This is a genomic window from Psychrobacillus sp. NPDC093200 (assembly GCF_050280345.1).
Lineage (GTDB): Bacteria > Bacillota > Bacilli > Bacillales_A > Planococcaceae > Psychrobacillus > Psychrobacillus faecigallinarum.
In genome coordinates this window covers 497,078-521,247 of record NZ_JBNNVC010000001.1, presented here as the reverse complement: position 1 = coordinate 521,247, position 24,170 = coordinate 497,078, and the positions used below count along the sequence as shown (strand labels likewise).

The following is a 24,170-nucleotide window of genomic DNA, read 5'->3' as shown; positions in this document are numbered from 1 at the left end:
TAAAAAATCTATACCAATCTAGTCAGACTATTATGTATTGAACATGCTCTTACAAAAATCGCCCTACCCACAATAAAGTGAGCAGGGCATACTGTTATTTATCATTTAATTTTTCTATCATTGCTTTAGATGGAGTTTCATACTTAATATGTCCGTCCATCTTCGTCACCCAATGATTGTCACCAACATTATATTGACCATCATATTCTTCACGATAACTGTAGGCTCTGTATTCCTCTTCAGGATTTAGAACACGTACCTCCACTAGCTTTCCGTCTTTTTCCGTCCACAGATTAATAGGCTTTAGGATTGTAATCTTGCCTATTTGACCTTTTTTAAGCTCTGTCTTACCCCACATGATTTTATCTGTGTTGGAGACACCACCAACTGCCTTGTCAGGTGTTTTCGTCTCTTTAAGTCGTTTTCTCACATTGTTCATATTAATCCCAGGGCACGATGTTGCAGTACCACTAAACTCGTTATGACCAAGTACATCTTCCACACTTAATCCAAAGTTTTGTAGAGCTAATAAGCATCGTTCTTCAAAAGCTTTTTCTTGTGCTTCGGTAAAGTTGCCGTTTCCAACCACACAGATATGATAAGTTTCAGTATTGTGATTACCAATACCATTTGTAGGATAGTATGGATCATAGCAAAGTTGAACGGTACCATCACGTAATATGATTTCATGATAACCACCTTTAGTCCATCCTAACCCCTTCCACCGATTATTCCAAAAAGCAAAATAGTCACCACTCGTTGTTGCTGAATGATGACGTGCTACTTTTTTTATTTGATTGAGGTTTCTTCTAGTCTTAGATGGAGCAACTTGTTGGCGAATGTCTTGTATTTTTACCATTTGCCGTCATCCTTAGGTTTGTCATACTTCATCACCTGTGAAGTATCTAAATGACCTCGTGTCGTTGGGTCTGTCAATTGGTTGTATAAAGCAATAGCAACTAAACCGCATAGAAAGGGATTACTATATGCTTGTACAATTAAATCACACACAGACTGCCAAGTAGTCAACCCTTCCCAGCTAAGACCTGTGTAAGCAAGTATTGGAGCAAATGCAGTTAATACTAGTTGAAAAATAAATACAGGATTCTTAAAACGCACCTTTAAGTTTAATTTCATGTGAATTCCTCCTCTTATTGTAAAATAAACGCTTCGAATATTAAGTAGACAATGCCTCCAGCAGCAAATAATGTTTTCATGAAATCCCATGCTTTTGCCCAATTGTCTCTTTTTATTTCTGAATCTACTTTTTTAATATCTGTATCTGCCTTTTTTAGTTCATGCTGCATACCTGTGGTTGACTTAATCAAATCCCACTGCTTGTCCATAATAGACTGGAAGAAGGATCTAGTTTCCTTGTTTTCTGTAAGAATGGTTGTTTTAAGATCATGATAATTGGTATCTGATTCATGTCTCCATTTATCCATATCTTTTTTCCACTCCATTAGCGCAATCTGTCCTTTAGCTAGATCACCGTGAGCTTCCTTTAATTTTTCTATATCCTCCCCTTGTTGTTTAACTGTTTCGAACATCGAGTTGTTGCCTCCTTCCGGCATCATCTCACCCCTTTTTATAAAATAAAAAGAACGCCCATATGGACGTTCTCTTTGAATATTAAGCCGTATCTTACGACGCAATATGGTCCTAATAAGAAATCAATCAAATCTTTTAAAAAAATCAGTTTAAATCACGAAAATTATAACTTATACTTTCTACTCTAAATAGCTCTGTTTGTGTTATATCTACATCGCCTTCATTAAATAGAACAACGTTTTGACCTTCACCTAAAGAACTATCAAAAATCATTCCATCAAAACCCTGATATTTAATAAATTCCGTTAAAAATTGGGTAGGTATATATTCTAAATAAGAATCCAAAGGAGAAACTGGTCTGGATAATTCTATGCCTAATTGATTAAAAAATTGAATTCTATTTATAGTACCCTCATAATCTTTTTTATCTAAATAATCTAATATTGATTTATTATGAAAAACAGAGAAGTTAATTGTATTTTGGCTTTCCTTTAAATAAACAGTAGCAACAGATACAACTGAACCACTCCATGGTCTTACCTCTGCAATCGCTGTTTCCTCACTGCTAGCCAAATATAAATATGATATTCCATCAGGATTTGCTCTTCCAGCTCTAGCTTTATTAATAGGTGGTATCCCCATATCAGCTGCATTAAATGGAAGAGTACCAAACTGATCCTTGCCGCCAAGCCTAGCCCTATACATCACATTATCCCTATGAAGTAATTTATACCTTTCTTTTATATAAGTAGAAAATAAATCCTCTATTTCCTTTGGCAAAACATTTATAAATCGATGCTTATGTTTAATAGTGTCTTTATAGTCATCCCAGATATTTATCAAAGACCTATAATCAGGATTAACTATATAATACGATTCAGAATCTAAACCATTTATTTCACAAAGCCTTCTAAATAAATCTTCGGAATAACGACTATCCTCAAGCAATTCCCAATCACTCTGTACAATATAATAAAGTTGTCTACTCCTTCTTATAGGATGTTCTATATACATCTCTTTAATAAAGGAAAATATTTTTTCAAAAATTTCATGGTTTATGTTTATACATTTTACGTCTTCGCACCGACAAAAATCACAATTGCCAAAAACTCCATTTTTGTGAATAAAAATTCCTAAAAGATTATCATTAATACAATTAAAACAACATTTTTCCATGCTAAGTCCCCTAAAAGTCAAAATTTATTACCTTTATTTAGTTTAACAAGAAAAATGAGGAATGCATACTGGTACATTTAATATCTACCAATAAATAACACTAGCTTATACTGGGTTAATAACTCCACGTTTCACTAATTCCGTTCTAACACCTTCTCGTAAGAAAGCAGGCACTGCAATTTCACCCTCACCAGGATTCTCTAATACTCGTAAACCTAACTCTACCAAATCAGCGTATAATGTGACCATTCTACAACACTCCTTTTATAGTTAATGTTTCTATTACTTCCGCTAGTGCAATTTGATTATTAATTTTATCGACTTCTTGTTTTTCAATTGTTTCTGCTATAGCTAATTGAAGAACCGCATTTTCTTGTTTCAAAAGTTCTATTTCAGATGGCGGTTGTGGTTCAGGTTCTGGTACTGGTCTTTCTATTCCTAGTATTTCACCATTCTGTATTATTAAAATAGGCATTTCTATGTCTGTTTCAATTACATCATAGTCAGTTTTATTTACACCATAATTAGGGAATACGTTTAACTCTAGTTCGACGTCTAACGGTATATGAGGATACAATTTCCCAACAATTTGCAAAGTTGATTTATTATATACGAACCTATTCATAATAAACCTCCAACTTATAATCTCCATAAGTTTGTATTGTAGATGTAGCGGTTGCATGAGGGTTAACTATTCTAATTACAAATTCATTTGCAACCTTATCTAAATAAACACTCTGCATTCTTAGAGTACCGCCATTATAAAAATCAAAACTTACGTTAGAAGCATTATTAGTTGTAATCCTGTGGGTATAACCGTTAGCGGTAGATCGATTTTCTTCTAAATAATTATTAGCTACCCCCGCCTTAGTTCCTGTTAAAAAAATTAAATCAGAACCGGAGTATCTGTTGTAAATAAATTTAAAATCTTGATTCTTACCTAATAGCGGTATTCTTCTTTCCCAATAACTGTTGGGTCCTATTGTTATTCCTATCAAACTAAAAGCTTCATAAAAAAATTTACTCCCTAAAATAGCTGGGGGTAACCCATCTGGACCAAGGCCAATAAAGCCATTTGCTTTATTTCGCATAGATTCTTGAATAGAAGTATCTGCCCTGTCTAACGATGTTTGAACGTTTGCTTCTAAATCTATTTTTGGTATTCCAAGAACTGGTTTAACATATTTTCCATTCCAGTTATTTCTTTCAGTATTGGTTATATGTTTTATATTATCAGCAAAGTGCATCGCAAGGACTTCTCTAAGGGCGGTTAGTTCTTTTTCTGTAGCACCAGCAGAAATAGCATCCTGTAGTTCTTTTAGTAACCTATCTATGATATCCATATTATTATTTGGTACATCCACGTTATAGAATTCTTCTTGCGTTGCTTTAACTAAATTAAAGTTAGGCGTATTGGTTGGCATTAAGTCAACACCTCATTTCTTAATTGTTCGTGTGTGAATTGCGATAATTGAGCGTGAGTAAATTTTGAAAGTAGAGCATATTGGTTGTAGCGTAATTCGACAGTTAGAACCATGTTTTGTGGAGTGATACGCTCTAACATGACAACTACCGAATCAAACATCCCTTTTACCGTTAACTCGATTTTCACCTTCAGTGTTTTAGCAGCTACGTCACGTTCTAACTTGTATTGCCCTACCCCAAGTAAACTGTCTAGTATTTGTTTTAATACTTTATAGCTGTAGGGAGCTTGTTCTTGATAGCGAGTAAGCACGCGGAATCGCCTAGTCTCCAGTGAATCAATAGCAGGTACATTGAGCTTTAACATCTTTTCATAACGAGCTATACCTCTTTCACTTGCAGTAGATACGAATTGATCGTTTAAACTTTTTTCTATTTCTTCCCATAAACTGCTGAGAATGGGATTTTCGATTGCAGCCACTTCAACCAATTCTTTCATCTCATGAAAAACTGGTGGCAAATAACTTAGAATATCTACTTCTTTAGCCACTTACTACACCTCGTTTCGGTATGGCCTCTGGAGAAAGAACGATGTTAGAAGTACCTCCATTAAGTTGGGTGTTAGCGATATCCACAACTCCTGGAACTCCTAGTATCCTTGTTTCAATCTGCGATATACGAACTACTAGTCCTGCATGATCCTCTTCATAGCTATTCGCTCCTGCCCAATCTTTCGCCAATTCCGTGAAATAATTATCAATTACCGTATGAACGCTTGCCTCGATATCCTGCCACGTCCAATCCGTTTGATAAGTAATATTTAGTACGACATCTATAGCCATTCCTTCAACCGGAAAAACAGTTACTATATGATCCATGGGAGCTAATCCAACCCCCTCCCCTTGAGCAGATAACGGGTCCACCTTTTCTTGCACTTCATCCACTAAGCTTTGAGTGGGTACTGTAAATTGCGAATCAATAATGACTAATTTGACCGTACCCCCTCCATTCCACGCTCTGTAAACTTTGACACCACCGACACCCGGCAAAGGCCTCACCTTGTCTTTGTAATCCTTCTGGTTGCCCCCAAAGGCTGTAGAATCAAAACTATCGAAGTATTGCTCACGAAAAACTTCCGTATCTTCTTCATCTTCCCCTGGAACCAAAACTTCTACTAACTCTGCAGTTGTAAGGCCATCTATATAGTTGATAGGTATTAGCGTTCCAAGGTGTAAGTTACCAATCTCTCCTACTGTTTCAGCCTCTAACACGTATTCAAAATCAGCAATCTTCTGGGTAACCACATAATTGAGGTCTTCGAGAGAAAAGCGCTCCCCTATATTCACACTCTTATTGAACATACCTCTTAGTTTGGCTCTAGTAGCCTCTAACGGTTTCTTACCGCGCTCAGCTCCACGCCTTATTAAATACTCCCTCGGAGCAGTGTCTGCAAATACCAGGTCTATCTGATTCTTTAACGTATCCAACATTTGAATAATTTCAATAGTGTTGGCTGCCGTTGCATTGTAAATGATTGATGTACCTTCCCTCTTATCGAGAGCAGGATTGACACCAGCTAATTTTTGTTCGAGTAAATCCTCGTAGGTAATATCTAAATCTATTGGCATTAGTAAACCACCTCCTTCTCGCTTTCGAAATCACCGTAGATGCTATAGACCGTATAGGTTACATGGACCTTACCTTTCTGTGTTTCAAAAACAAAGTTGTCTACCTCTAGAATCCGGTCATCTTGAAGGAGACATTCCGGGATTCGTCTTTTGATTTCCGGAAGAACGAATGCCACAGGCTGTCCAAACAAGTCTTTGAATTCTACACCAAAATTCCATGAGTAAATAATGTGATCGTATCTTTCAATAGAGAGCATTAAAAAAATCGCTTGCTTTAAGGCCTCTATCTCATCGATAAATCCTGCAATACGATTCTTGTCTACATGTAATTTATAATTTTTAGTGGGTTGTTCTATGGCTTCTTCAAAATCGCTGAGTAGGTCATTATTCGACTGAGGTATCATTAGCTCACTTCCTTATCGAGGACAATGTATTTTTGCCCTCCTTGCATTTTGACGAGCATAACGTCGTCGCCCAATTTAAGTGCATTGTGTACGGTAAATTTCTTTTTCCCTTTATATTCATGGGTATGTGATTCAGCCTCTTCTGTGACATGTTCAATGGTCATTTCAACTTCATAATCACGTACATTTCTGGTCAAAACTAATTGGGCACTTGTGAGTTCTTTTTTCTGTTCCACTAAGATTTTCAATGGAGAAACACTTGTAACCGTACCAAATTCTATGGCAGTCGGATCTGCAGCTTCAATCGCTTCTTTAGCAGCTCGCTTAAACATTTTTAGAATGTCTTCCATACTACGCATTGAACTCGCCACCAATCAATTGTAAGTCCATGAAATGTTCATTTTCATTAAACGTATGTTTGACGTTCTCCACAATCATGTAATTCATGACCTTTATGTCATCCAAGTCTAGTCGAACAACTAACATGTTCCCACCGCGAACGTAACTGTTTCCGAAAGCTTTGTCCATTTTTAGGCTTCTTGTTTTGCGGTTATATAAAGCAAGTAAAGCATCAGCTTTTGCCTTTCCATTCGTTCCTTCCTGAATGGTTTCGAAGTGTTGTAAAACTCCCCATTTATTCATATTCTTACTATCCTGTGCTATATAAATTTCACGTTTACCCTTTTTCTCATTTTCATAGGATAGCTTGATTTTATTGTAAGTGTTTGAATCGATAGAAGATGTATAGTCAAAGTTTTCTCCTGTCTCTTCATCCAATAATAAATCGAGTTTCATCTTTTCTAAATTTCTAAGGGTAAGTTTGCCGTTGTTATCATAAAGAATATACATTTTTTTAGTGCTGTTCATAGTTAAATCAAGGGCATTTTGAAACATATCAAACAAAGTTTTGTTATCCTCTACCCGACTAGCAATTTTAAAACCTGTATCTTCTATTGTTCCAATGTTCATTCGGAAATCATTTGCAACCATTTTAATGAATTCACTTGCCGTTTTATTCGTGTATACGTACGTATCTTTGTTTTTTAGATAGCGCAGCTGATCATAGGCAGTAACATTGATTAAACCTTCTTTTTTAGAACGTTTCTTTATGAATACAAAACCAAAAAAGACATTTTGCCCATCTTTTTTGAAACGAACAGCATTTCCTTCTTCAAATTGAAGCGCTTGGTCCTTCACAACACTAAAGGTTAGTTTACCGGGAGACCCTTTTCGAGAAGTCTCCCAAACGATACCGTCTTCTACCGCTGGCTCCATCAACCTATCCCCGTTTTGGATGATTAACTGTATACTCAAAACTTAATCACCTGCCCAGGGAATATTAGGTTTGGATTTTTAATGTTGTTCTTCTTGGCTATCTCAGGATATTTGGAACCATCACCCAAGTACTTTTTACATATTGCCCAAAGGGTGTCTCCCTTTACCACTTTGTGTGATTTAGGTGGTGTCTTGGTTGTAGCTCTTTTTTTAACTGCAGTAGCCACTGGCTTAGCCTTCGCTGATTTAGCTTTTTTAACTTGAATCACCTTTGTTCCATATTCTCTATATTGTTTGAGAGTAATAGGAACAGTAATATCAAAACCGTTCTCTGCATCTTCTTCAATGGAGTAGTCTTCTAAAGATACCTTGATATTCGTATCAAATAGTAAATCGCCAATCGGCTTTAATCGAGTGACGATGAATTGAAACGGTTTCTTGGATATCTTCAGTTTTTCCAACTTTTCAAGATAGAAGGTTGCTGGTTGAAATCCATCTGGATAGACAGCGAAAGGATATTTTACATTAGGCAATAGAACTTCCAAACTAATATCTGTCAGCCCTGCATGCTTTAATAAATTGACCTCCCCTTCATTGATCAAGGTAATGGTCTTGTTTTGATTATTAATTTTCATTTCTAACGAAGAAGGAGCAACAGGGAGTTGTATTCCATCTATAAAGAAACTATATGCCACCTGTTACACCCCTTCCGCTACTGATTCTAATGTTTCCTCTAACTTCTCACCAAAGTGGTCAATAACACCATCAAGATCCATCTCTGAATTGATATAGTTATCGTTCTTCATATTCACTTTCACTTCTGCTGTTGTGAATCGATTAATTACATCACGCTCGGCAATGTCTCTTAAATACTTTAAGTCTTCTGCAGAGGCATCCATTTTCTTAGCCATTTTCGCTGTGTTTCCTGCTGTATCTTTACCTGCTTCATTTAATGGATTAACAGCTCCTTGAATACCATTGAGGATATCATCAAAAGGATTTTCAAATGAAACGTCTTTTCGCCCTTCTCCAAAACTAAAATTAGATCCCTTATCATATCCAGTATCCCAAGCAGCCCTTAAATTCTTTGATTCCATTTTCGGTGCTTCCCAATAACCTTCGGGAGGTTCTCCCACCATGGCTTTTACTGCATTTTTCATTGCGGATAAATCACTTGTAATGGATGTTCTATAGCTGAATTCACTTCCTTTTCCTAAGCCCAATGTGCTTGCAATATCTTTTGGTAGTAAATCAATGAACCAGTTCCATGCCTTTATAGCGCCATTAACTGCAGATATAATCGCATTAACAAATGCTGTAGCAAATCCATCCCAGCCACTCGTCATTGCAAGCGCATTGTCTAAGAAGCTATTTGTTAGATTTGCAAACAGTTTCATTACTGAGTAAATTGGATGCTGCCAAACATTCACAAAAAATTCAACAACGGATGCTATGATATTCCAAAGAAGTGCAAATTGATTTTGGATAACAGCGAACATTAACATAAAATAACCTGCAACTGCACCTGTAGCGCTAATAGAAGTACCGGCAAAGTGGTTTATCGCACCAATTGCTGCATAGAATAAACCAATTAATATCATTATTGCTGCAACAATGCCTATAATGATTAGTCCAATTGGGTTTGCGGCCATTGCAGCATTCCAAGCCCATTGAGCTGCAGTGACAGCAAGAATTGCAAGTCTGGCTAATGTTAGATAAGTAGTGAAAGTCAAAATAGCTCCACCAATACCATATATTATCGGCCCTAGGTAATACCATTGATCATATAAGAAACTTCCAATGCTACTTAAAGTATTTAAAGTTACTAAAGTAACTGCTGACAGGAAGTACAATGAATCGACTATAGAATTTATTGCGCCTTGGAATTTTTCGTTATTTGCTATCTCATTAAGCTTCATCAAAACTGGCTCAAAAGCTACTAAAGCACGATTCTTAAAGCTTGTCCATATATCCGCAAAAGTCTTTGGTATTTTTTCAAAGGCAGCGTTGGTCTCTTCTGCTGCAGCAAACATAGCGTTTTTCACAATATCTGCAGTAAGTGCTCCATCAGAAGCCATTTCTCTAATTCTACCTAATGGGACATCTAGATAATCTGCTATACTTTGAATGATATTAGGTGCACTTTCAAATACTGCATTTAATTCCTCTCCTCTTAAAACACCAGATCCGAGTCCTTGTGTTAACTGAAGTATCGCAGAACTCATTTCTTCCGTTGTTGCACCAGCTATTTTGAATTTTTTATTTAATTGTTCTGCAAAAAATACCATCTCTCTCGTACTAGAAAATGCATCACCGGAATTCATTCCTACCCTTGCAACAATTTGAGCTGTATCCATATAGGAAGCCCTAGATCTCTCAGCGGACTCAAATATCATTTCTTGTAATTGTTTATTTGTCTGAAGTCCATCATTAATCATGTTTAAGCGAGCACTTGTTTGAACTAGCGAATCGGAAAGATTAAGTACATCACCTGCAGCCTGTAATCCTAAGTAAGTAGCTACTAACCCCCAAATTTTCTCTAGCAAGCCATCGGCAGAAGCAGTTCCTGCCCTTATTTCTTGATTAAACTGCTCTTGGGCATGTTCAGCTTGTCTAATCTCTTGTTCCACGTCATTAAATGCACTTTCTGCTCTGTATAATTCTTGCCTAGCTAATTGAATACTATTAGTATCGATTGCATTACCAGAAGCTTCTTGCAGTGACTCGAAACTACTTATTACCACATTCATTGCAGTATTCATCGATTGAAAGGCCTGAGACATATTATCTTGAATTTGTATGGCGGTTCTAATTGTTGCGATATTGATCACCCCTTTTTGTGCCAAAATAAAAAGCACTCAAAGAGAGTGCTTAATTCTGAGATAACATATATTGACCTTGTTTATTTCTATAAAGCTTATGCTTACAATGCGGACATTTCAAAGCGTTTGTAGCACCTTTAAATTTTCTCTCGCACTGAGGACAAACTGATGATTTTGTAAAAGCAACCTTTACAAGAGCAAATGAAAACATAATCAAGAGAATAATAATTGTTACAACAATAAGAATTACAAGCATTGATATATATAACCTCCTTATATATAAATATTACCGTTAAGGAGTAATAATATCTAGAATCTATTTCTTTTTTCTTCCTTTTTTTCTATTACTTTCTCTCTTGGCCTCCTCTTCTTTCTTCTTGTCATTTTCCATTTTTATTTGTACAGCTGCAATGACAAAAGCCTTTTCATATTTAGGGAGAGAATCGAATTCAGACGGCCACTTATGAAGTTTATGCAAACAATAATATGCTACATTGGCATCATAGTCACCGTCGTCAATTAGTTTTTTGCTTCTTCTACAGCCTCTTCCATACCTACGTCAAAACCATTTTTATTTTGAATGAATTTTAGATAATCTGCGTACTCACCTGGTAATAACATTTTCTTCAGTAATGATTCTGCATCCAATACTTTGTAGCTATCTTGAAGTTCTTTGTTGTTTAAGTCAGGGAACAACGTACATTTCACAGCTAATGAAGCAAGGTAAGCATCATAATCAGTGGTTGGTTGAAACATATTCTTCTTACCTGGAACAGGTAAACGTTTAGTATGTTGCTTTCTTAATGACTCATCTTCATCAGAAGTTACTGCACCGACTTTCCAGTTCATCACTTTTCTTGTATCTGGATCAATAAAACGCTTGGATACCGGATGTACTGCTATTTCTACCTTGATTGCATTTTGTGCTAAAAACGCTGTTAAGTTACTCATGTATATTTCCTCATTTCCTAATCATATTTTAAAAGCCCGCCTAAGCGAGCTCTAATGTTTATTGCATTGCACCTAAGATAGAAAATTCCTCTGGCATATCCCAATCTTCGAAAGTGAAGTCGATGCTATCCTCAAGATATTCCGCATCCGCATCTAAGGAGGCTATTAAACCGCCGTCTAAGTTACAGTCTACTAAGATAGTAGTTTGGCGACCAACACTAGAAGAAGTATCTTCATTGGTTACTTGGATATCGAAGTAAATATCTTCCCCGGTGTCCTTATAACGTTTTAATATCTTTCTAAATATAGACGTATTGAAATGGAATGTAGCACTACCGGAGTATTCTGCCCCTGTTGATTTGTTACCTTTAGAAACTCGTCCCATAATAGGTACCTGAGTCTTAGTTTTATCCATACGTGCTTCTAAATTAATCAGTTGGGCAAATAAATAACGTACACCCTCCATCGTGATGTACGCTTTTCCTTGCGCTCCGTGTATAGCATCTTTCGCATGCATGGTATCTGAAGCTGCGAAGTATTGAAGATTTAATTGAAGTGGAAATTTATCTTTGCTGTCATTTTCTAAAAAATCATTCAAAAGATTTGTTGCAGTAGCCTTTTTCGAAATGATGTTTGCTTTCATCGGTTTCCCTCCTTATGCAACTGTAGTAGTGATATAAAGTTGTGACATCGCTACAGAAACAATCACATTTTCATTTACTACTACCGATTTTTTTGAATTCCCTTGATCAACCTTCAGCTCATCTTTGTTATAGTTTTGGATTGCTCGAATACGTTGCATTTCTGTACGATGAGCTCCAATGTCAGCCCAAAGCGAAATACGCCCGTCTCCATCATTTGGTACTTGTCCAAGATAACGAGTATTGAATAAATGGGCTGTATCGATGGCAATCTGGTCTAACACTCGGATAACCTGGTTCATACTGAAATCCTCGTTTTTATCGACGGTGAAGGAAGTGAAGGTATTTACATCTTCCAATACGCGTATCTCATCGCCTACACGATGGAAAACATACTTACCGCCTTTCAATAATGCAGTCAATTGTGACTGTGTTTTTGTTTCGCTCATATCAAGCGTGAACTCGCCATCATATTTTTTATTCGTATTTGATTTATTCACAGCTACGCCAGCCTGTGCACCTGCAGTCCAATAAACTGCGCCGAATACTTCTTCATCAGTTCCAATCGCATTGTTCGGAACATCGATAACACCTTCATGATCTGTATTACCAAGCTTATGGCCAACCAGTTGGAACTTAGCCCCAACTTGATCACGTAAACGCTTGGCGTATTCAACATATAGCGATTTAACAGCACTCTCTGTTGATAAGCAGCCTAGTGTATTAAATCCATAGGCTTCTAAAGCATCTAATGCTTCTTGGTGTGCACCACCTGTAACTGCAGAACCATTAGAACCTCCTGCCAGAGGTGTTCCAGCTGTCGCTGCTAATGTAGCATTCGCCTTAAAAGATACATAGTCGTTATCGATGAGGTTCTCTGCAGAAGTAACACCAATTTGTTCATCTATTACTACACTCTCAAGTAATGTGTGTACATCGAATTTAGCAGGATCGTCTACATTTGTTTGAATTACAATCGTGATGTCATTCCCTCGAACGCCCTTATACTTTGCTTTAGCAAAAGTATTCTCAGCTGCAGTCGCACTAACTGCGAGTTTATAGAAATAGACCGTGATGGCATTTTTAAATACATCACGAATACCCTTTAACTTTGAATCTGTATAGTCATATCCAAAAATTTTACGAGAATCTTTTTGTAAATCTTCCTGAGTTACTGCAAATACTTCTCCGTCTGGCCCCCAATCTAAAGGAATCGGTAAACCAACAAAACCTCGTTCACTTAAATTAACAAATGCTCGAGCCTTGCTTATGAAGTTGTGGTATGTGCCGGGTAATACTTTATTTTGTGTAATGAATGGGCCTCCACCTAATGCCATTATTCTGTACCTCCTTCATCAAATCGCTTGATTAAATCATCCACCTGAGCGAATGTATAAACTTCCTCATCCTTTAACAGCGCATTTAACAGATCCGTACGCTCTGCGTATTTTTGGCTTTTGAGAAGTTGTCTTTTGTTAAATTTAAAAGATGCGACTTCATCTGCACTTACAGCCGTTGATTCTTTCGCTATTCTTTTAGCCATTCAGTTCACCCTTTCACTTTAGCGCCATGGCTCAACGATTCCATAAATGTCTTCTCCTCTAATTCTTTTAGGAAAAAATTAAAGTGGATAAAATTATGAGCTATGCCGTCTACCAATTCACTATTAGAACCAGTGCCTAGCATTTGAGAGCCATTTAACAGCGCTATTTGTTTTAGTGCTTGTTGTGTCTTCAATGTCATATTAGAAGCTTCAGACGAACCGTTTTGAGGGAAGTACTGTACGTTGAATAAAGTAGTTACCTTCCATCGATTACCGATTTGTCGGATATGTTCTAAGTTCAAAAATTGAATCAAAAAAGCAGGAGTTATAAACCCCTGCGGTACTTCATCAATATATTTTTTATAAACAGATCCGAAAGCTTGATGAAGCTTAATGGATATAGCTTCTTGTATGTCATTAATCTCCATCGAAAGCCTCCTTCAATAGTTTATTGAGTTTCTTTTCTAGTAACTTCGGTGCCTGTTGTTGTACTTCGTCAGCAGAAATGGTCATCATGAACCTACCTTTAACCCAGCCTTGATGATTCCTAGTTCTGTGTCCAAATTCAACGTACTGTGCGTACTCTACTGGATTAATGACTTCTATTTCATATACATTTCCGCGTCTTACTACATTCGCATCAATAGTCCACCCTCTGCGTAACGTACCTCCAGTTTTACCATCCTCATATACACCAACTGGAGTACGCTTAATTGCTTTTGAAAGCAATCTAGCGGCTATTTCTTTCGCTGCATCCTCACAGAATGTTGCTAAGCCTGCAGCCTCTAACTTCTGCATCTTTTCTTGTAGTCGCTTCAGTTGTCGATAGTCCACCCTGCCCCATCTAGCCATTAGGCATACCTCTTAAAAGGTTCTAGCAATATTTCTTGATGGTTGGAATAAATAGCTGGTTCTCCACTCTTTGCATAATCTAGTGTTCTTCCTTCTTGAGTTACAGTTATTTTGGACCCAGCAGGAATGTCTAGTTCTGGTGCAATGAACAATTTGGTTGTTTGTGCAATTACAGCTGGTCCTACAGTGTTTGTTGTTGTCATTTGTTTTTCAAAAGACAACCTACACTTTTGATTAGTTAATAAAGGAACTTCTTGGAAAGAGGAAACGTGTGTTACAGGATTTTCTACTTCCATCCAAATCTGTACTGTACAGATTCCTTTGTATAATTTCTCTATTGCGTTTCTTACTGCATTCAATTTACCACCTCAGTTTCCTAAAGCGATTTAATTGACTAGCATAATCGAAGAGAAGTGCTTCCATGTGAGCCTCTCGAGAACTTGAACGAGTTGCCTCAAATGTCACTTGCACATCTCCTTCCTTGATGACTTTAACTGTACCCGGGCTATCCGTATCACTACGTCTCGCATTTCCTGTTATCAAATCAACGACCATATTCGCATGCGTAAATACAAGTTCTTTAGGAATATCCGTACGATTGCAGTAGGTGAGGATGGATTGCCCCACCTCTGCAACATCCATTGCTAAAGATGTATCATCAGGAAGTAATTCAGCTGGCAGTTTGGCTTTGATAATGTCAAATACATCCATGCCCTTACCCCCTATTCTCCTAAAGGAGTTTCGCTATCTTCTCCATCCTCTGAGTCATTACTGTTTTCAGCAGCTTGGATAGCTTCCAATATCTCTTTTTGCTTTTTGGCATCCCCAAGATCAACGTTGTTATCCTTTGCATACTTCTTCAATTCAGTGACTGTCATTTCATCAATTGTCTTAGGCGCTTTTTCAATACGTTCGTATTTGGAGTCAATCACCTTTAAATACTCGATTGATATAAATAGTTCCTCTGAAATTGTTGCCTCATCCCCAGCGCGGTATAAGTCTTCACCAAGCTTCACATTGCATGTAAATGTTACTTTGTAATCGGACATATAGGATTCTCCCTTCTTAGTTAACTTTTGCTGCAAAGATATTATCTAAAGTTTCGAATGAAGGCATCACAATTTCAGATACGATTGTTTGTACATTTACTGGATGTGGTTCTTTAATCGTTGTTATTGCTACGCCAGTGTTAACGATAGATACATTCGCAACAGATTGACCAGTCATTAAATCAGATTCTTCTGGAGTTGTACCATAGAACGTATTTCCTAACTGTCCTTCTGGGATAAGAGTGAAATAGTCATCAGGGAAGAAGTTGTGTAAAACTCCTTTTTCATCTCGATATTTTTTATTGTAAACAGCAACAGAAAGTCCAAACTTTGTTTGAAGGTATTGTTTTAATAAAGCATCTGTCATGATTACGTTTTGTCCACCTAGTGGATTCATATCAAGAAGAATACTCTTATGCTTCATTAGGTAACCCCATGTTTTACGAGTAGTGATAGCTTTAGTAGGTCGAGTACCTGTATTATCCTCAACTGTATCCTGCCATCTCATGATATCTTGAATAGGAGTTGAATCAGCAGCACTCCACTGCGCTCCTCCAGCTAGTACTTCCTTATGGTCAGCCTTCATTTTGTAATCATAATCATAGTTGATACGGTTAGCAGTAATAGCAATTTTACCTGTTGCTAAAAGTTGCATTATCATGCGTTCAGGTTGAACGTTTGCACCATTAACTAAAGTTGTAACATCATCATAGATATTCGCAACTAACGTTTTAGTCATTTCATCTAGATTAGATGCAGCAAGGCGATTTAATTCTTGACGATCCTTTTCACCGATTCTCATGGATTCACGGAAGAAAGGCATCTCCGTTTGTATTTTATTAAATCCAATACGGTCACGAACAGTAGCTTTCGCATCGAATTCAGACGGCATTAAGGCTACTGGTAATCCATTAGATCCTTTAATCCAACTTAAATCCAATCCAAGTTGTTTCTTCGCTGGGAAAAGCGTTGCCCCTAAGTATGGAATCCCATTGGAAGGGTTGTTCTGGTAATAAGCTGCAATATTTTTTGCATTTACTAAATCAAAAATTGTTGGCATTAATAGTCATCCTCTCTTATTTCAAAAATGTAATTTGTTTTAGTGCTGTTACCGCTTCTGCTACAGGAGCTTCCGGAAGCTTGTCTAAATCAATAAATCCATGTATTAAAGCTGTACCTGGTGCAGGACCATATGTTACGTCCGTATCGTTAAATAAGACTCCCTCGGCACCTGCAGCATTTGTTTTGACTGCCAGTACGGATTCATCCGCTAAGAAGCCTCCACCTAAAATAGTGCCTGCTGGAACTACTTTCTTTCCATTTACTGATGTAACCCCTGCATCAGACACAGTTACCGCTACGTTTACGTAATGGTCCGGGAATTTCAGAATTTCTTTCTTGTTTGTGAATGTTGTTTCTACAAATTTACTCATTAATGTTTTCCTCCTCATTCAAAGTAAGATTTTTGTGCTTCCACTAATCCTTCATTGCCTTTGCTACGTTCTTCAGCAATCTGCTTACCGTAATCGTTAACTGGATTTTGGTTTTGTCCACCAGGTGGTGTTGCAGGAATTACACCATTGATTGTTTGAGTTCCCTCAGGGACAAACAAAAAAGGCTTGGATGCTTGCAGTGTTTTTAACTGCTCATCTAAACCTTTGGTAACCTTGCCTGTTTCATCTAATTCAATTGTGGCCTTGTCAATCTGTGTAATAGCAATATCTGCATCATGTACCTTACCAGCAAGAGCTAGTTTAATTGCGCTGGATAGTTGAGTTTCTTTCAATTCATTTTCATACTTCGTTTTAGCGTCAGCATTCTCTTTTTGCAACTCAGTAATCTTATTTTGCAATCCAGCAGCATCAATCTTGCTAAGTTCTTCGAGTTGTTTATCTCTAGAAGCTAAATCTGTTTCAAGCTGTTTTTTGGCAGTGTTCACGTCATCAAAACGTGATTTAGGAATCATTGAACCAAATCTTTCAACTACTTTTGTTGCCTGTTCTTCAGTTAATCCTAATGCAATCAATTCTTCTTTATTCATTTCAATCTTCCTCCTTCAAATTACGCTTTTTAACGTGGGTGTCGTCCACGGATTTGTCTTGTTCTTTAACGTCTTCAATACCAAAAAGACGGGAGTTCACTTGACTAAATAATATTATTTAACTCTTCCGTATTACCGTAACTTAAACCTCTGATATGAACTTTACTATTCATTACATGTACTAATTCATCGTTATAAGCCTTGTGGTAGAATACTTCTTTTGCTTCAAATGAGCGTTTAGGTACTACTATTACCTCATCTGTTCCTTCTGCATTAATCGTAACGAAAACGAAAGGTGAGTCAGTTTCAATTGCTTTGGCAAAGGTATTTGTTAATGCCTCTTTGGATAATCCCATACTAATATCATTCCTTTTCTATGAATTATTGTTACATAACGGAGTAACGAACCGAGATACTGGATCACCTATCCTTTCCTGCGAGGTCGCATGAATGTATGTGTAAACCAATGGGTGTTCTTTACAGCACTTTTAGGTAGATCAGATAGGACAGGTTCGACTCTTATGAATTGTTCGGGATCTGTTAAATAGGCTGTACGTGGTTTGGGTTTCTTCTTAAACGTTAAACAAAATAGAACTAATAGACCGACGAGTAATAATTGTATTAGCACCGTTACCAACACTTCTCACCACCTTTAAAGGCATAATAAAAAGCACTCAACCATTAATACTTTGGTTAGGTGCTTTATTCAATAAGCTCTATTGATTTTATTTCATTTTCATTAAAATTAACTAATCGTCCCTTAAGTTTACCTTCAGTTGGAACTATAGATAATTCTTGTATTCCATCATCACTATCTCCGGGCGGAGTCCAATGATCAACAATTCCAATTAGGACTTGATCATCAATAAACGTAACCTTAATTCTCTGACCCGAATCATAATATATATCCATTCCTTCTCTCCTCCTACTTTGGTTTTATCGGAACTATATGGGTCCGATTTTTTGAATGATGTATTTTAAATCTATTAGTTTTATAGGAACCATCGTTAGAAACTGCTATTCCAATTATTTCTTCTTGGATAATTGTCTCCTTATTATTTCGTCTTCCGTTATTATCTATTTCAACAATCCCTGTACCTGAGTACTTGTCAAATAGTCCTTGAACATCAACATTATCAAAGAGGTAGCTTTTCCCTTCTTTATGAGTAGATTCTATATGAGGTGATTGCTTTTCAGGATTTATTAAAGAACCAAAAGTTCCACTTTCTATTCTTGATTTAACATAATATCTATCTTCAAGTTTATTCCATTCTGTTTCATTAGTATACTTCAAGCTTTGAAATTCTTCAAAATTCTTTGGAACATCTAGACCAAGGGTTTTTCGATATGTTCTAAATTGCTCCTTGTCTATATTCAAATTTTGTTGCATCTTTTTAGCTTGGTTAATTTTTTCATTGCCATGCTTCTCAATTTGACTTTGGTACCACTCTTCGTATTTCATGCTACTAGGTACATAATATGTCTGACCTTCCAAATCTCTTGCAATTCGTTTACTATAATCATCCTCAAAAAATGGTGCTGTGGTTGTTCTACACCTAGCATGGAAAGGATTTGCTGTCACTCCTGGCTCGAAATCAGTCAGGTTAAATACTTTGCCATCCATGCTTCGGCATATTTCACTTGTCTTGCCATCAAGCGTTGCTATGATTTCATACTTCTCTACATCTAACTCCTTGAAAGCATCCTTTTGAGCTGCAGCACTGAAGAAAGAAGCTTCCGTTTGAACTAAACGAGCTGCGTTAGAACGGGAAGTACCCATTTTCTTAGTAATTACACTGATTAATCTATCCGGAGCTTCTCCTCTTGCGACACTTTGCATAAGATTGGTTTGTAGCAAATGGATTAATTGGTTCTGATCACGCCATATACGACGACTGAAATTCATACCATCTGCAGTCCATGGCTTACTAATGATTTTTGTTAGTTGCACCTCGTCGATTGCTTGCAAGGTAAACCCGGCTTCAAATCCTTTTTGTATCTCAAACGCTACATGATAATACTGGTCTTGATAGGTCTCTTTCATCAGTTGCTCAAAGCCTTCTAACTGTTCCCCGTAGAGCTTTTCAACTTGATGCCTTAGTTGTAATTGTAAACTCTCTAAACGGCTTATATGGACACGAGCAGAAGCATTTTCTAGTTCCTTCATCCATTCTTGATTAATAGCATTCTTTTCACCGTATTTAATGTATTCCTCTACTGTCCATTGAAACTCTTTAAGTTCATCGGACTTGAGTAATATCTTAGCTTTATCAAGTGAAATTTCATTGTTAACAGCAAATCGGTTATACCATTTTAAAATGTCTGCCTCAATAGCGTTGTATGTTTGAATATAGGCTTTTTCTAAGTCCTTATAGTAATTAGCCCCTTTGTTGTATTGAGCATCTTCTAGTTGTTCAAAACGTTCTCGCCAGTAATCACGCGTCTTTGCCATTTACATCACCTTGCTTCTTCTGGAAGGTAGTGTCGTAGTTATCATGGATATCCATTTCTTTCTTTCTCTGAACTTCTAAGCGTTTCTCCACGTCATCTGTATACCATGGATGGTTTTCTCGGATGGTCTTATCATCAAGGATTCCTACTGAGTTAGCGCAATCAGTAATTACTTCTGATTCACTGATGATGATGTCTCGGTTAAAGATGAAGTCTACTTTCTCATTGGAGAAGTCTCCTAATTTCTTTACCTGTAGATACCTATTAACAAACCAGATAACCTGTTCGAGGCTAGCTTGGAACTCGGTTTCAAGAATGTTACAATCCATGTCTAAATCAGAGTAGCGGTAACGTAATGCGACACCAGAGGCATTGCCTAAGTTAGAATCGGTTGTGTCTACCCCTCTACCGAACTCATAGATGGTTTTACGTCCTCGTTCCAGTTCTTTTTCATTTGCATCTGTTTCAGGCTTTGACTGAATGGTATCCACGTCGCCATTTTCATCAAGATTAATTGCACGATATCTATTTAAGTCTCCTAAGAACTCACCAAGATCCTCGCCACCATAATTTTTTAACTTCCAAATCACTTGTGCTATATCCGCTAATATATCCGCATTCGTTGAAGCCTGCATATTGTAGTTATCAATAAGTGACTTGATACTTTCAATCAATGGTTGCTCTTCCTCGTTATATTTAAACGGGATTAGCGGTATTCGTTCCCACAAAAAAGGTTCACCATTTATCATGAAGTTATGGCCAACACTAAGACCAGCAACGTCATCTGGAACTAGCTTAGCACCATCAAAGATATAATAGTCGATACCTTTTTCATGATGATATTCTACCTTCTCTATAACCTTCTTTATTTTATTCTCATAGATGGTCTCGGAATAAAAGTATATAAATGATTGAATAGCCGTATGCTCACTGTCTTTCCAAAACGGAATGACTTGTTGAGAACGCAGCTTCTTGAATGCAATGTTTCCTTCTTCGTCAAAGTAAACGTATAGATAAGCCTTACCTTTGTTAATTGCTTCTTTCCCAATGTTCTTCAAGGTCTTTAAGAACTTTCGATTGAACACCTGCTTTAAATGTTCTGCATATGTTTTGTCTTCCGTAGCGATTGTTGGATCCTTAGATAACAGGTAGCCCACCTTTTGGTTAACCAACTTCTTAGCAAAGCCATGTTCTAACTTGATATTAGATTTCCATTCAATTTCTTGCCTCTTGTTTTCTCTAATATCCATTTTCTCTAGATAGTATTTTTCACCAGTTAGCATACTCTTGTAGTTTTCTGAATTTTTCCAGTCTTTAAGTTCTTGAACCAATACTTCATTGATGGTTAGCCCTTCACCTACCATACGACGGATAATGTCGTTCAGATATTCGTAATAAGGCCTCTTGTATAGATCTTCAACCAACATTTATTCACCTCATTTCAGTACTGCCACACTTTGGCTATTAAATAAAATCGTGTTTACAAAGTAACGATCGGCATCCATTTGATGGTCATTCTGCTTTATAGGCTTATCTTCCCCACGAGCAATGGCTTTTTCATCCCAAACATAAGAATTAATTTCTCTTAATGTTTCTTTGCAGCAGTCGTTATACTTAATCAACTCGGTACTAAGGGCAGTAGCCATGTTCCTAATACCTTCTAATACATCATTCTTGGCCTTCTTCACTTTCCAACCTCGTTTCTTCAGTAAAATAATAAAAGAACTTGCTGAGGGATCCACGATTATCTGTCTCGTGAGCCCATCTACAAATTCTTCAAGGTCGTTTGCATATTCATCATCTGTTTTTTAACGTTTTTTTTCCTTGCATCATGATGGTACTCTTTCACTTTGTACCAGGTATCTTGATATAATCCCCATAGTCCAAATGCCATAGGATTTTGAGTACCGTAGTCACAAGACACATAGTATTTAGTGTATCTGCGTTCTTCTGTATTAACTTTGTTTTTCTTTTCATCGAACATACTGAAGATAACACCTTCAGCCATCACCCATAGACCAAGGATGAAACGTTGATAGAATAAACCAGTATACATCCTTTTATATCGTTCTTTTGTTTTTTCACCTAATGATAAATTATCATCCATCGTAAAGTGTAGCTGCAGCATGTTCTTTTCTTTTCGTCGGTCAATCCATTGCTCTTTAAACCAATGGTATGGTCCAGCAGGGTTGCAGTTAAACCAAAACTTAGACCCTTCCACCGAACAACGAGCAGTTGCTTGAGATACAAACGATTCAGGCATTAGGGCAACCTCATCAAAAAACATACCTGCAAGCGTGATTCCTTGAATAAGGTCTTGGGAGCCTTCATCTTTCCCACCGAAAACGTAAAAGTAATTCGTTACACCTTTATATTCAATCGTTAGGAAGTTGTCAGCGCGGTGATCTTTAACCTTATATCCTCTAGACTTAAGCATTCTTTTCAATGGAGTAATTACATTTCGCCTAAATGAGCCTATTGTTTTACCAGCCATCCCAAAGTTCTCATCTTTGAAGGAATCCATGGCCCACATAACATAGGAAAGGGACATAACTACAGTTTTTCCCGCTCTGACAGAACCATCACAAATGATACCGTCTTTATCCTTGTGAGGAGACCCCTCTCTCCACCAGGTCAACACTTGTTTCTGTTTTTTGGAGAAGGTTTGAAACTTAAAGGGAGCTGGTTTCTTCTTAAAAGTACTTTTCTCTGTAAAAAAAGAAAGGTACCTAGACTTCGTCGGCGTCGTCATCACTCCACACCTCCAAAGTCGTAGCATTTAAAGCCTCGTTGAAACCATCATCTTCATATTGTTCTGGTTCATTGCCTCCAAACACTTTATGATGAGCGATTTTAAGTTTTTCTTCTTCTACTTCTCGTTGGAACTTGTCAGGGAATAGATCAAAGTACAAGGATAGCTTATCTAGAGCTTTCATTTTATCTGCTATTTTTATAGACACACCATCCTTACCCTGCTTTACCTCTGTGATGATAGTACCATCAACCATGGAGGATTCATTGAGATCTACATAATTGATTTCTTTCATCAGTTGATTGCCATCTTCATCTAAAACAGGTCCCATCATTCCTATAACTGGTACTTCTCTTTTACCGAAGGTAGTGTAGTCAGTGATATCTGCAAAGGCTATTTTGATGTACTTATCTAATACGTCCATAGCATCGATGAAAATACCTTGTCTCATCTCGCCCTTAATTCTACGTATCTCTTCGGCCACCTTAACATTTCTTAACAACCTACTACCTTCTGCATGAGCACTGTCTTTTGCATATCCCGCCTTAATAGCTGCCTGTGTAGCATTGAATGATTTTAAGTAATAAATACAGAAAAGACTTTGTTTTTCAGTCATGCTTATATCTTCAATAAGTTGGTCTAGCGATGGTATATCATCTACGCTATTAGTTGCATCCTTTTTTGAATTGGTTGCAACCCTCTTCTTTTTAGTTGCAACTTTTTTAGGTGTACCTCTTGCCCATGCTTCACGACTTTTTCGGCTCTTTAATGTACCTAGTTTGACTTCATATTTTTCAGCTAATGCAGTTAAAGTTACTTTTGTGGTTTCCCACTCTTGTTTTATTTCATCCCATTTGACCATATCACATCACCTACTACCTCCCTTATTTTTAGGCATAAAAAAGACCCCTACTGATAGCAGGAGTCTTATATAAATATATAAATGAAGTTAGTATTACTACAACAACACCTCAAGTGTGCGCGTTGTCTCTTTGTTTCAATTATAATTTTATTTCGTTAATTTGCAAGTTAATTGTTACCTCTTTGTTACCTTTTGAAGCAACTCGACGAATATAGCTGTAATTCATGTTTAATTCTTCAGCTATTTGCTTATACGATTTGTTCTCCATATACTTCATTCGAGCAACCTGATATTGTAATCCTTCTAGCTGATTAACCTTTTCCTCTGTTTCTTTCTTTATATCTCGATAGAACTCAAGCATCTTCTGCAACCTATGCTTCTTTTCATGATAGACCTCAATCTTATCAATAGCAGCAATAACACCAAAGTCATCAGCACCTGTACCAGTGAATGGCATCGTTCCTTTTCCAAACCAATAATCCAAATCGATATCTACTTGGAATAGTTGTGTTTCAATAATCTCTATTTTTCTACACAGATCAACATAATTTTTTATAATTTCCATACTTTCACTCCTTAATATCTAATGACAGATCAAGACTGAAATCTAAAACGGATTTTTATTAAATAAAGTTAGCCTATACCTAATTCATAACTGTTCTCTAAATAAATTGCTAGCCCAATCTCTATTTTATTTCCTTGAATATGTTGTAACTGTAGACACTACAAACTCCCTGAGAGATGCTTGCA

General features: G+C 37.0%; 33 protein-coding genes and 1 pseudogene. All 34 read right to left on the bottom strand.

The window, feature by feature from the left end; translation table 11 throughout:
* Positions 1-94: 94 nt before the first annotated feature.
* The 34 genes and pseudogenes from ACQKNZ_RS02635 to ACQKNZ_RS02470 all read right to left on the bottom strand — a co-directional run bounded on the left by ACQKNZ_RS02635 (position 95) and on the right by ACQKNZ_RS02470 (position 23,985).
* A complete protein-coding gene (locus ACQKNZ_RS02635; protein ID WP_427657985.1) occupies positions 95-859 on the bottom strand; it encodes a peptidoglycan recognition protein family protein in 765 nt (254 codons plus the stop codon).
* Positions 853-1,137 (bottom strand): phage holin, encoded by a 285-nt coding sequence (locus ACQKNZ_RS02630; RefSeq protein WP_427657983.1) that lies wholly within the window; start codon positions 1,135-1,137, stop codon positions 853-855. Before ACQKNZ_RS02630 ends, ACQKNZ_RS02635 begins: the two co-directional genes overlap by 7 nt.
* Positions 1,138-1,151: 14 nt before the next feature.
* Entirely contained in the window at positions 1,152-1,550 is a 399-nt protein-coding gene (locus ACQKNZ_RS02625) for a hypothetical protein (protein WP_427657981.1), read from the bottom strand.
* 145 nt (positions 1,551-1,695) lie between these two features.
* On the bottom strand, positions 1,696-2,727 hold the full coding sequence (locus tag ACQKNZ_RS02620) for an RES domain-containing protein (RefSeq protein WP_427657979.1): 1,032 nt from the start codon (positions 2,725-2,727) through the stop codon (positions 1,696-1,698).
* A gap of 105 nt (positions 2,728-2,832) precedes the next feature.
* The gene (locus tag ACQKNZ_RS02615; RefSeq protein ID WP_427657977.1) at positions 2,833-2,976 is read right to left on the bottom strand and encodes a CD1375 family protein; all 144 of its coding nucleotides are present in this window, start codon (positions 2,974-2,976) and stop codon (positions 2,833-2,835) included.
* Position 2,977: 1 nt separating this feature from the next.
* Positions 2,978-3,352, bottom strand: a complete 375-nt coding sequence (locus ACQKNZ_RS02610; RefSeq protein ID WP_427657975.1) for a hypothetical protein — start codon at positions 3,350-3,352, stop codon at positions 2,978-2,980.
* Positions 3,345-4,151 carry a hypothetical protein gene (locus tag ACQKNZ_RS02605; RefSeq protein WP_427657973.1) on the bottom strand — a complete coding sequence of 269 codons (807 nt, stop codon included), beginning with the start codon at positions 4,149-4,151 and terminating at the stop codon, positions 3,345-3,347. The genes ACQKNZ_RS02610 and ACQKNZ_RS02605 overlap by 8 nt, the downstream gene beginning before the upstream one ends.
* Positions 4,151-4,699 (bottom strand): putative phage tail protein, encoded by a 549-nt coding sequence (locus tag ACQKNZ_RS02600; protein ID WP_427657971.1) that lies wholly within the window; start codon positions 4,697-4,699, stop codon positions 4,151-4,153. The genes ACQKNZ_RS02605 and ACQKNZ_RS02600 overlap by 1 nt, the downstream gene beginning before the upstream one ends.
* Positions 4,692-5,777, bottom strand: a complete 1,086-nt coding sequence (locus ACQKNZ_RS02595) for a baseplate J/gp47 family protein (protein ID WP_427657969.1) — start codon at positions 5,775-5,777, stop codon at positions 4,692-4,694. The genes ACQKNZ_RS02600 and ACQKNZ_RS02595 overlap by 8 nt, the downstream gene beginning before the upstream one ends.
* Complete coding sequence (locus ACQKNZ_RS02590; RefSeq protein ID WP_427657967.1) at positions 5,777-6,181, bottom strand: DUF2634 domain-containing protein; 405 nt, start codon at positions 6,179-6,181, stop codon at positions 5,777-5,779. The genes ACQKNZ_RS02595 and ACQKNZ_RS02590 overlap by 1 nt, the downstream gene beginning before the upstream one ends.
* Entirely contained in the window at positions 6,181-6,540 is a 360-nt protein-coding gene (locus ACQKNZ_RS02585) for a DUF2577 domain-containing protein (RefSeq protein WP_427657965.1), read from the bottom strand. The genes ACQKNZ_RS02590 and ACQKNZ_RS02585 overlap by 1 nt, the downstream gene beginning before the upstream one ends.
* A complete protein-coding gene (locus tag ACQKNZ_RS02580; protein ID WP_427657963.1) occupies positions 6,533-7,495 on the bottom strand; it encodes an XkdQ/YqbQ family protein in 963 nt (320 codons plus the stop codon). The genes ACQKNZ_RS02585 and ACQKNZ_RS02580 overlap by 8 nt, the downstream gene beginning before the upstream one ends.
* Complete coding sequence (locus tag ACQKNZ_RS02575) at positions 7,492-8,151, bottom strand: LysM peptidoglycan-binding domain-containing protein (protein ID WP_427657961.1); 660 nt, start codon at positions 8,149-8,151, stop codon at positions 7,492-7,494. The genes ACQKNZ_RS02580 and ACQKNZ_RS02575 overlap by 4 nt, the downstream gene beginning before the upstream one ends.
* Before the next feature lie 3 nt (positions 8,152-8,154).
* Positions 8,155-10,302: a tape measure protein gene (locus ACQKNZ_RS02570; RefSeq protein ID WP_427657959.1), complete on the bottom strand. Its 2,148-nt coding sequence runs from the start codon at positions 10,300-10,302 to the stop codon at positions 8,155-8,157.
* A gap of 292 nt (positions 10,303-10,594) precedes the next feature.
* Entirely contained in the window at positions 10,595-10,756 is a 162-nt protein-coding gene (locus ACQKNZ_RS02565) for a hypothetical protein (protein WP_427657957.1), read from the bottom strand.
* Between the two features lie 41 nt (positions 10,757-10,797).
* A complete protein-coding gene (locus ACQKNZ_RS02560; RefSeq protein WP_427657955.1) occupies positions 10,798-11,229 on the bottom strand; it encodes a phage tail assembly chaperone in 432 nt (143 codons plus the stop codon).
* A gap of 58 nt (positions 11,230-11,287) precedes the next feature.
* A complete protein-coding gene (locus ACQKNZ_RS02555) occupies positions 11,288-11,872 on the bottom strand; it encodes a phage tail tube protein (RefSeq protein WP_427657953.1) in 585 nt (194 codons plus the stop codon).
* 12 nt (positions 11,873-11,884) lie between these two features.
* Positions 11,885-13,207, bottom strand: coding sequence for a phage tail sheath family protein (locus ACQKNZ_RS02550; protein ID WP_427657951.1), 1,323 nt, complete (start codon positions 13,205-13,207; stop codon positions 11,885-11,887).
* The gene (locus ACQKNZ_RS02545; RefSeq protein WP_427657949.1) at positions 13,207-13,413 is read right to left on the bottom strand and encodes a hypothetical protein; all 207 of its coding nucleotides are present in this window, start codon (positions 13,411-13,413) and stop codon (positions 13,207-13,209) included. The genes ACQKNZ_RS02550 and ACQKNZ_RS02545 overlap by 1 nt, the downstream gene beginning before the upstream one ends.
* A 5-nt stretch (positions 13,414-13,418) precedes the next feature.
* A complete protein-coding gene (locus ACQKNZ_RS02540) occupies positions 13,419-13,841 on the bottom strand; it encodes a phage tail terminator family protein (RefSeq protein WP_427657947.1) in 423 nt (140 codons plus the stop codon).
* A complete protein-coding gene (locus tag ACQKNZ_RS02535; protein WP_340862544.1) occupies positions 13,831-14,265 on the bottom strand; it encodes an HK97 gp10 family phage protein in 435 nt (144 codons plus the stop codon). Before ACQKNZ_RS02535 ends, ACQKNZ_RS02540 begins: the two co-directional genes overlap by 11 nt.
* A complete protein-coding gene (locus ACQKNZ_RS02530) occupies positions 14,265-14,624 on the bottom strand; it encodes a hypothetical protein (protein ID WP_427657945.1) in 360 nt (119 codons plus the stop codon). Before ACQKNZ_RS02530 ends, ACQKNZ_RS02535 begins: the two co-directional genes overlap by 1 nt.
* 1 nt (position 14,625) lies before the next feature.
* Positions 14,626-14,976, bottom strand: a complete 351-nt coding sequence (locus ACQKNZ_RS02525; RefSeq protein WP_427657943.1) for a hypothetical protein — start codon at positions 14,974-14,976, stop codon at positions 14,626-14,628.
* Positions 14,977-14,987: 11 nt separating this feature from the next.
* A complete protein-coding gene (locus ACQKNZ_RS02520; protein ID WP_427657941.1) occupies positions 14,988-15,314 on the bottom strand; it encodes a hypothetical protein in 327 nt (108 codons plus the stop codon).
* A gap of 16 nt (positions 15,315-15,330) precedes the next feature.
* Positions 15,331-16,374, bottom strand: coding sequence for a major capsid protein (locus ACQKNZ_RS02515; protein WP_427657939.1), 1,044 nt, complete (start codon positions 16,372-16,374; stop codon positions 15,331-15,333).
* Positions 16,375-16,390: 16 nt separating this feature from the next.
* Positions 16,391-16,747, bottom strand: a complete 357-nt coding sequence (locus tag ACQKNZ_RS02510; protein ID WP_427657937.1) for a hypothetical protein — start codon at positions 16,745-16,747, stop codon at positions 16,391-16,393.
* A 14-nt stretch (positions 16,748-16,761) separates the two neighbouring features.
* Positions 16,762-17,355 carry a phage scaffolding protein gene (locus ACQKNZ_RS02505; RefSeq protein WP_427657935.1) on the bottom strand — a complete coding sequence of 198 codons (594 nt, stop codon included), beginning with the start codon at positions 17,353-17,355 and terminating at the stop codon, positions 16,762-16,764.
* A gap of 104 nt (positions 17,356-17,459) precedes the next feature.
* Positions 17,460-17,711 (bottom strand): hypothetical protein, encoded by a 252-nt coding sequence (locus ACQKNZ_RS02500; protein ID WP_427657933.1) that lies wholly within the window; start codon positions 17,709-17,711, stop codon positions 17,460-17,462.
* 346 nt (positions 17,712-18,057) lie between these two features.
* Positions 18,058-18,267 (bottom strand): hypothetical protein, encoded by a 210-nt coding sequence (locus ACQKNZ_RS02495; RefSeq protein ID WP_427657931.1) that lies wholly within the window; start codon positions 18,265-18,267, stop codon positions 18,058-18,060.
* Between the two features lie 13 nt (positions 18,268-18,280).
* A complete protein-coding gene (locus ACQKNZ_RS02490; protein WP_427657929.1) occupies positions 18,281-19,807 on the bottom strand; it encodes a minor capsid protein in 1,527 nt (508 codons plus the stop codon).
* Entirely contained in the window at positions 19,791-21,233 is a 1,443-nt protein-coding gene (locus ACQKNZ_RS02485) for a phage portal protein (protein WP_427657927.1), read from the bottom strand. Before ACQKNZ_RS02485 ends, ACQKNZ_RS02490 begins: the two co-directional genes overlap by 17 nt.
* Before the next feature lie 9 nt (positions 21,234-21,242).
* Positions 21,243-22,558 (bottom strand): annotated as a pseudogene (locus ACQKNZ_RS02480) (PBSX family phage terminase large subunit).
* A complete protein-coding gene (locus ACQKNZ_RS02475; protein ID WP_427657925.1) occupies positions 22,536-23,420 on the bottom strand; it encodes a terminase small subunit in 885 nt (294 codons plus the stop codon). Before ACQKNZ_RS02475 ends, ACQKNZ_RS02480 begins: the two are co-directional and overlap by 23 nt.
* A gap of 139 nt (positions 23,421-23,559) precedes the next feature.
* The gene (locus ACQKNZ_RS02470) at positions 23,560-23,985 is read right to left on the bottom strand and encodes a hypothetical protein (protein ID WP_427657923.1); all 426 of its coding nucleotides are present in this window, start codon (positions 23,983-23,985) and stop codon (positions 23,560-23,562) included.
* Between the last annotated feature and the right edge of the window lie 185 nt (positions 23,986-24,170).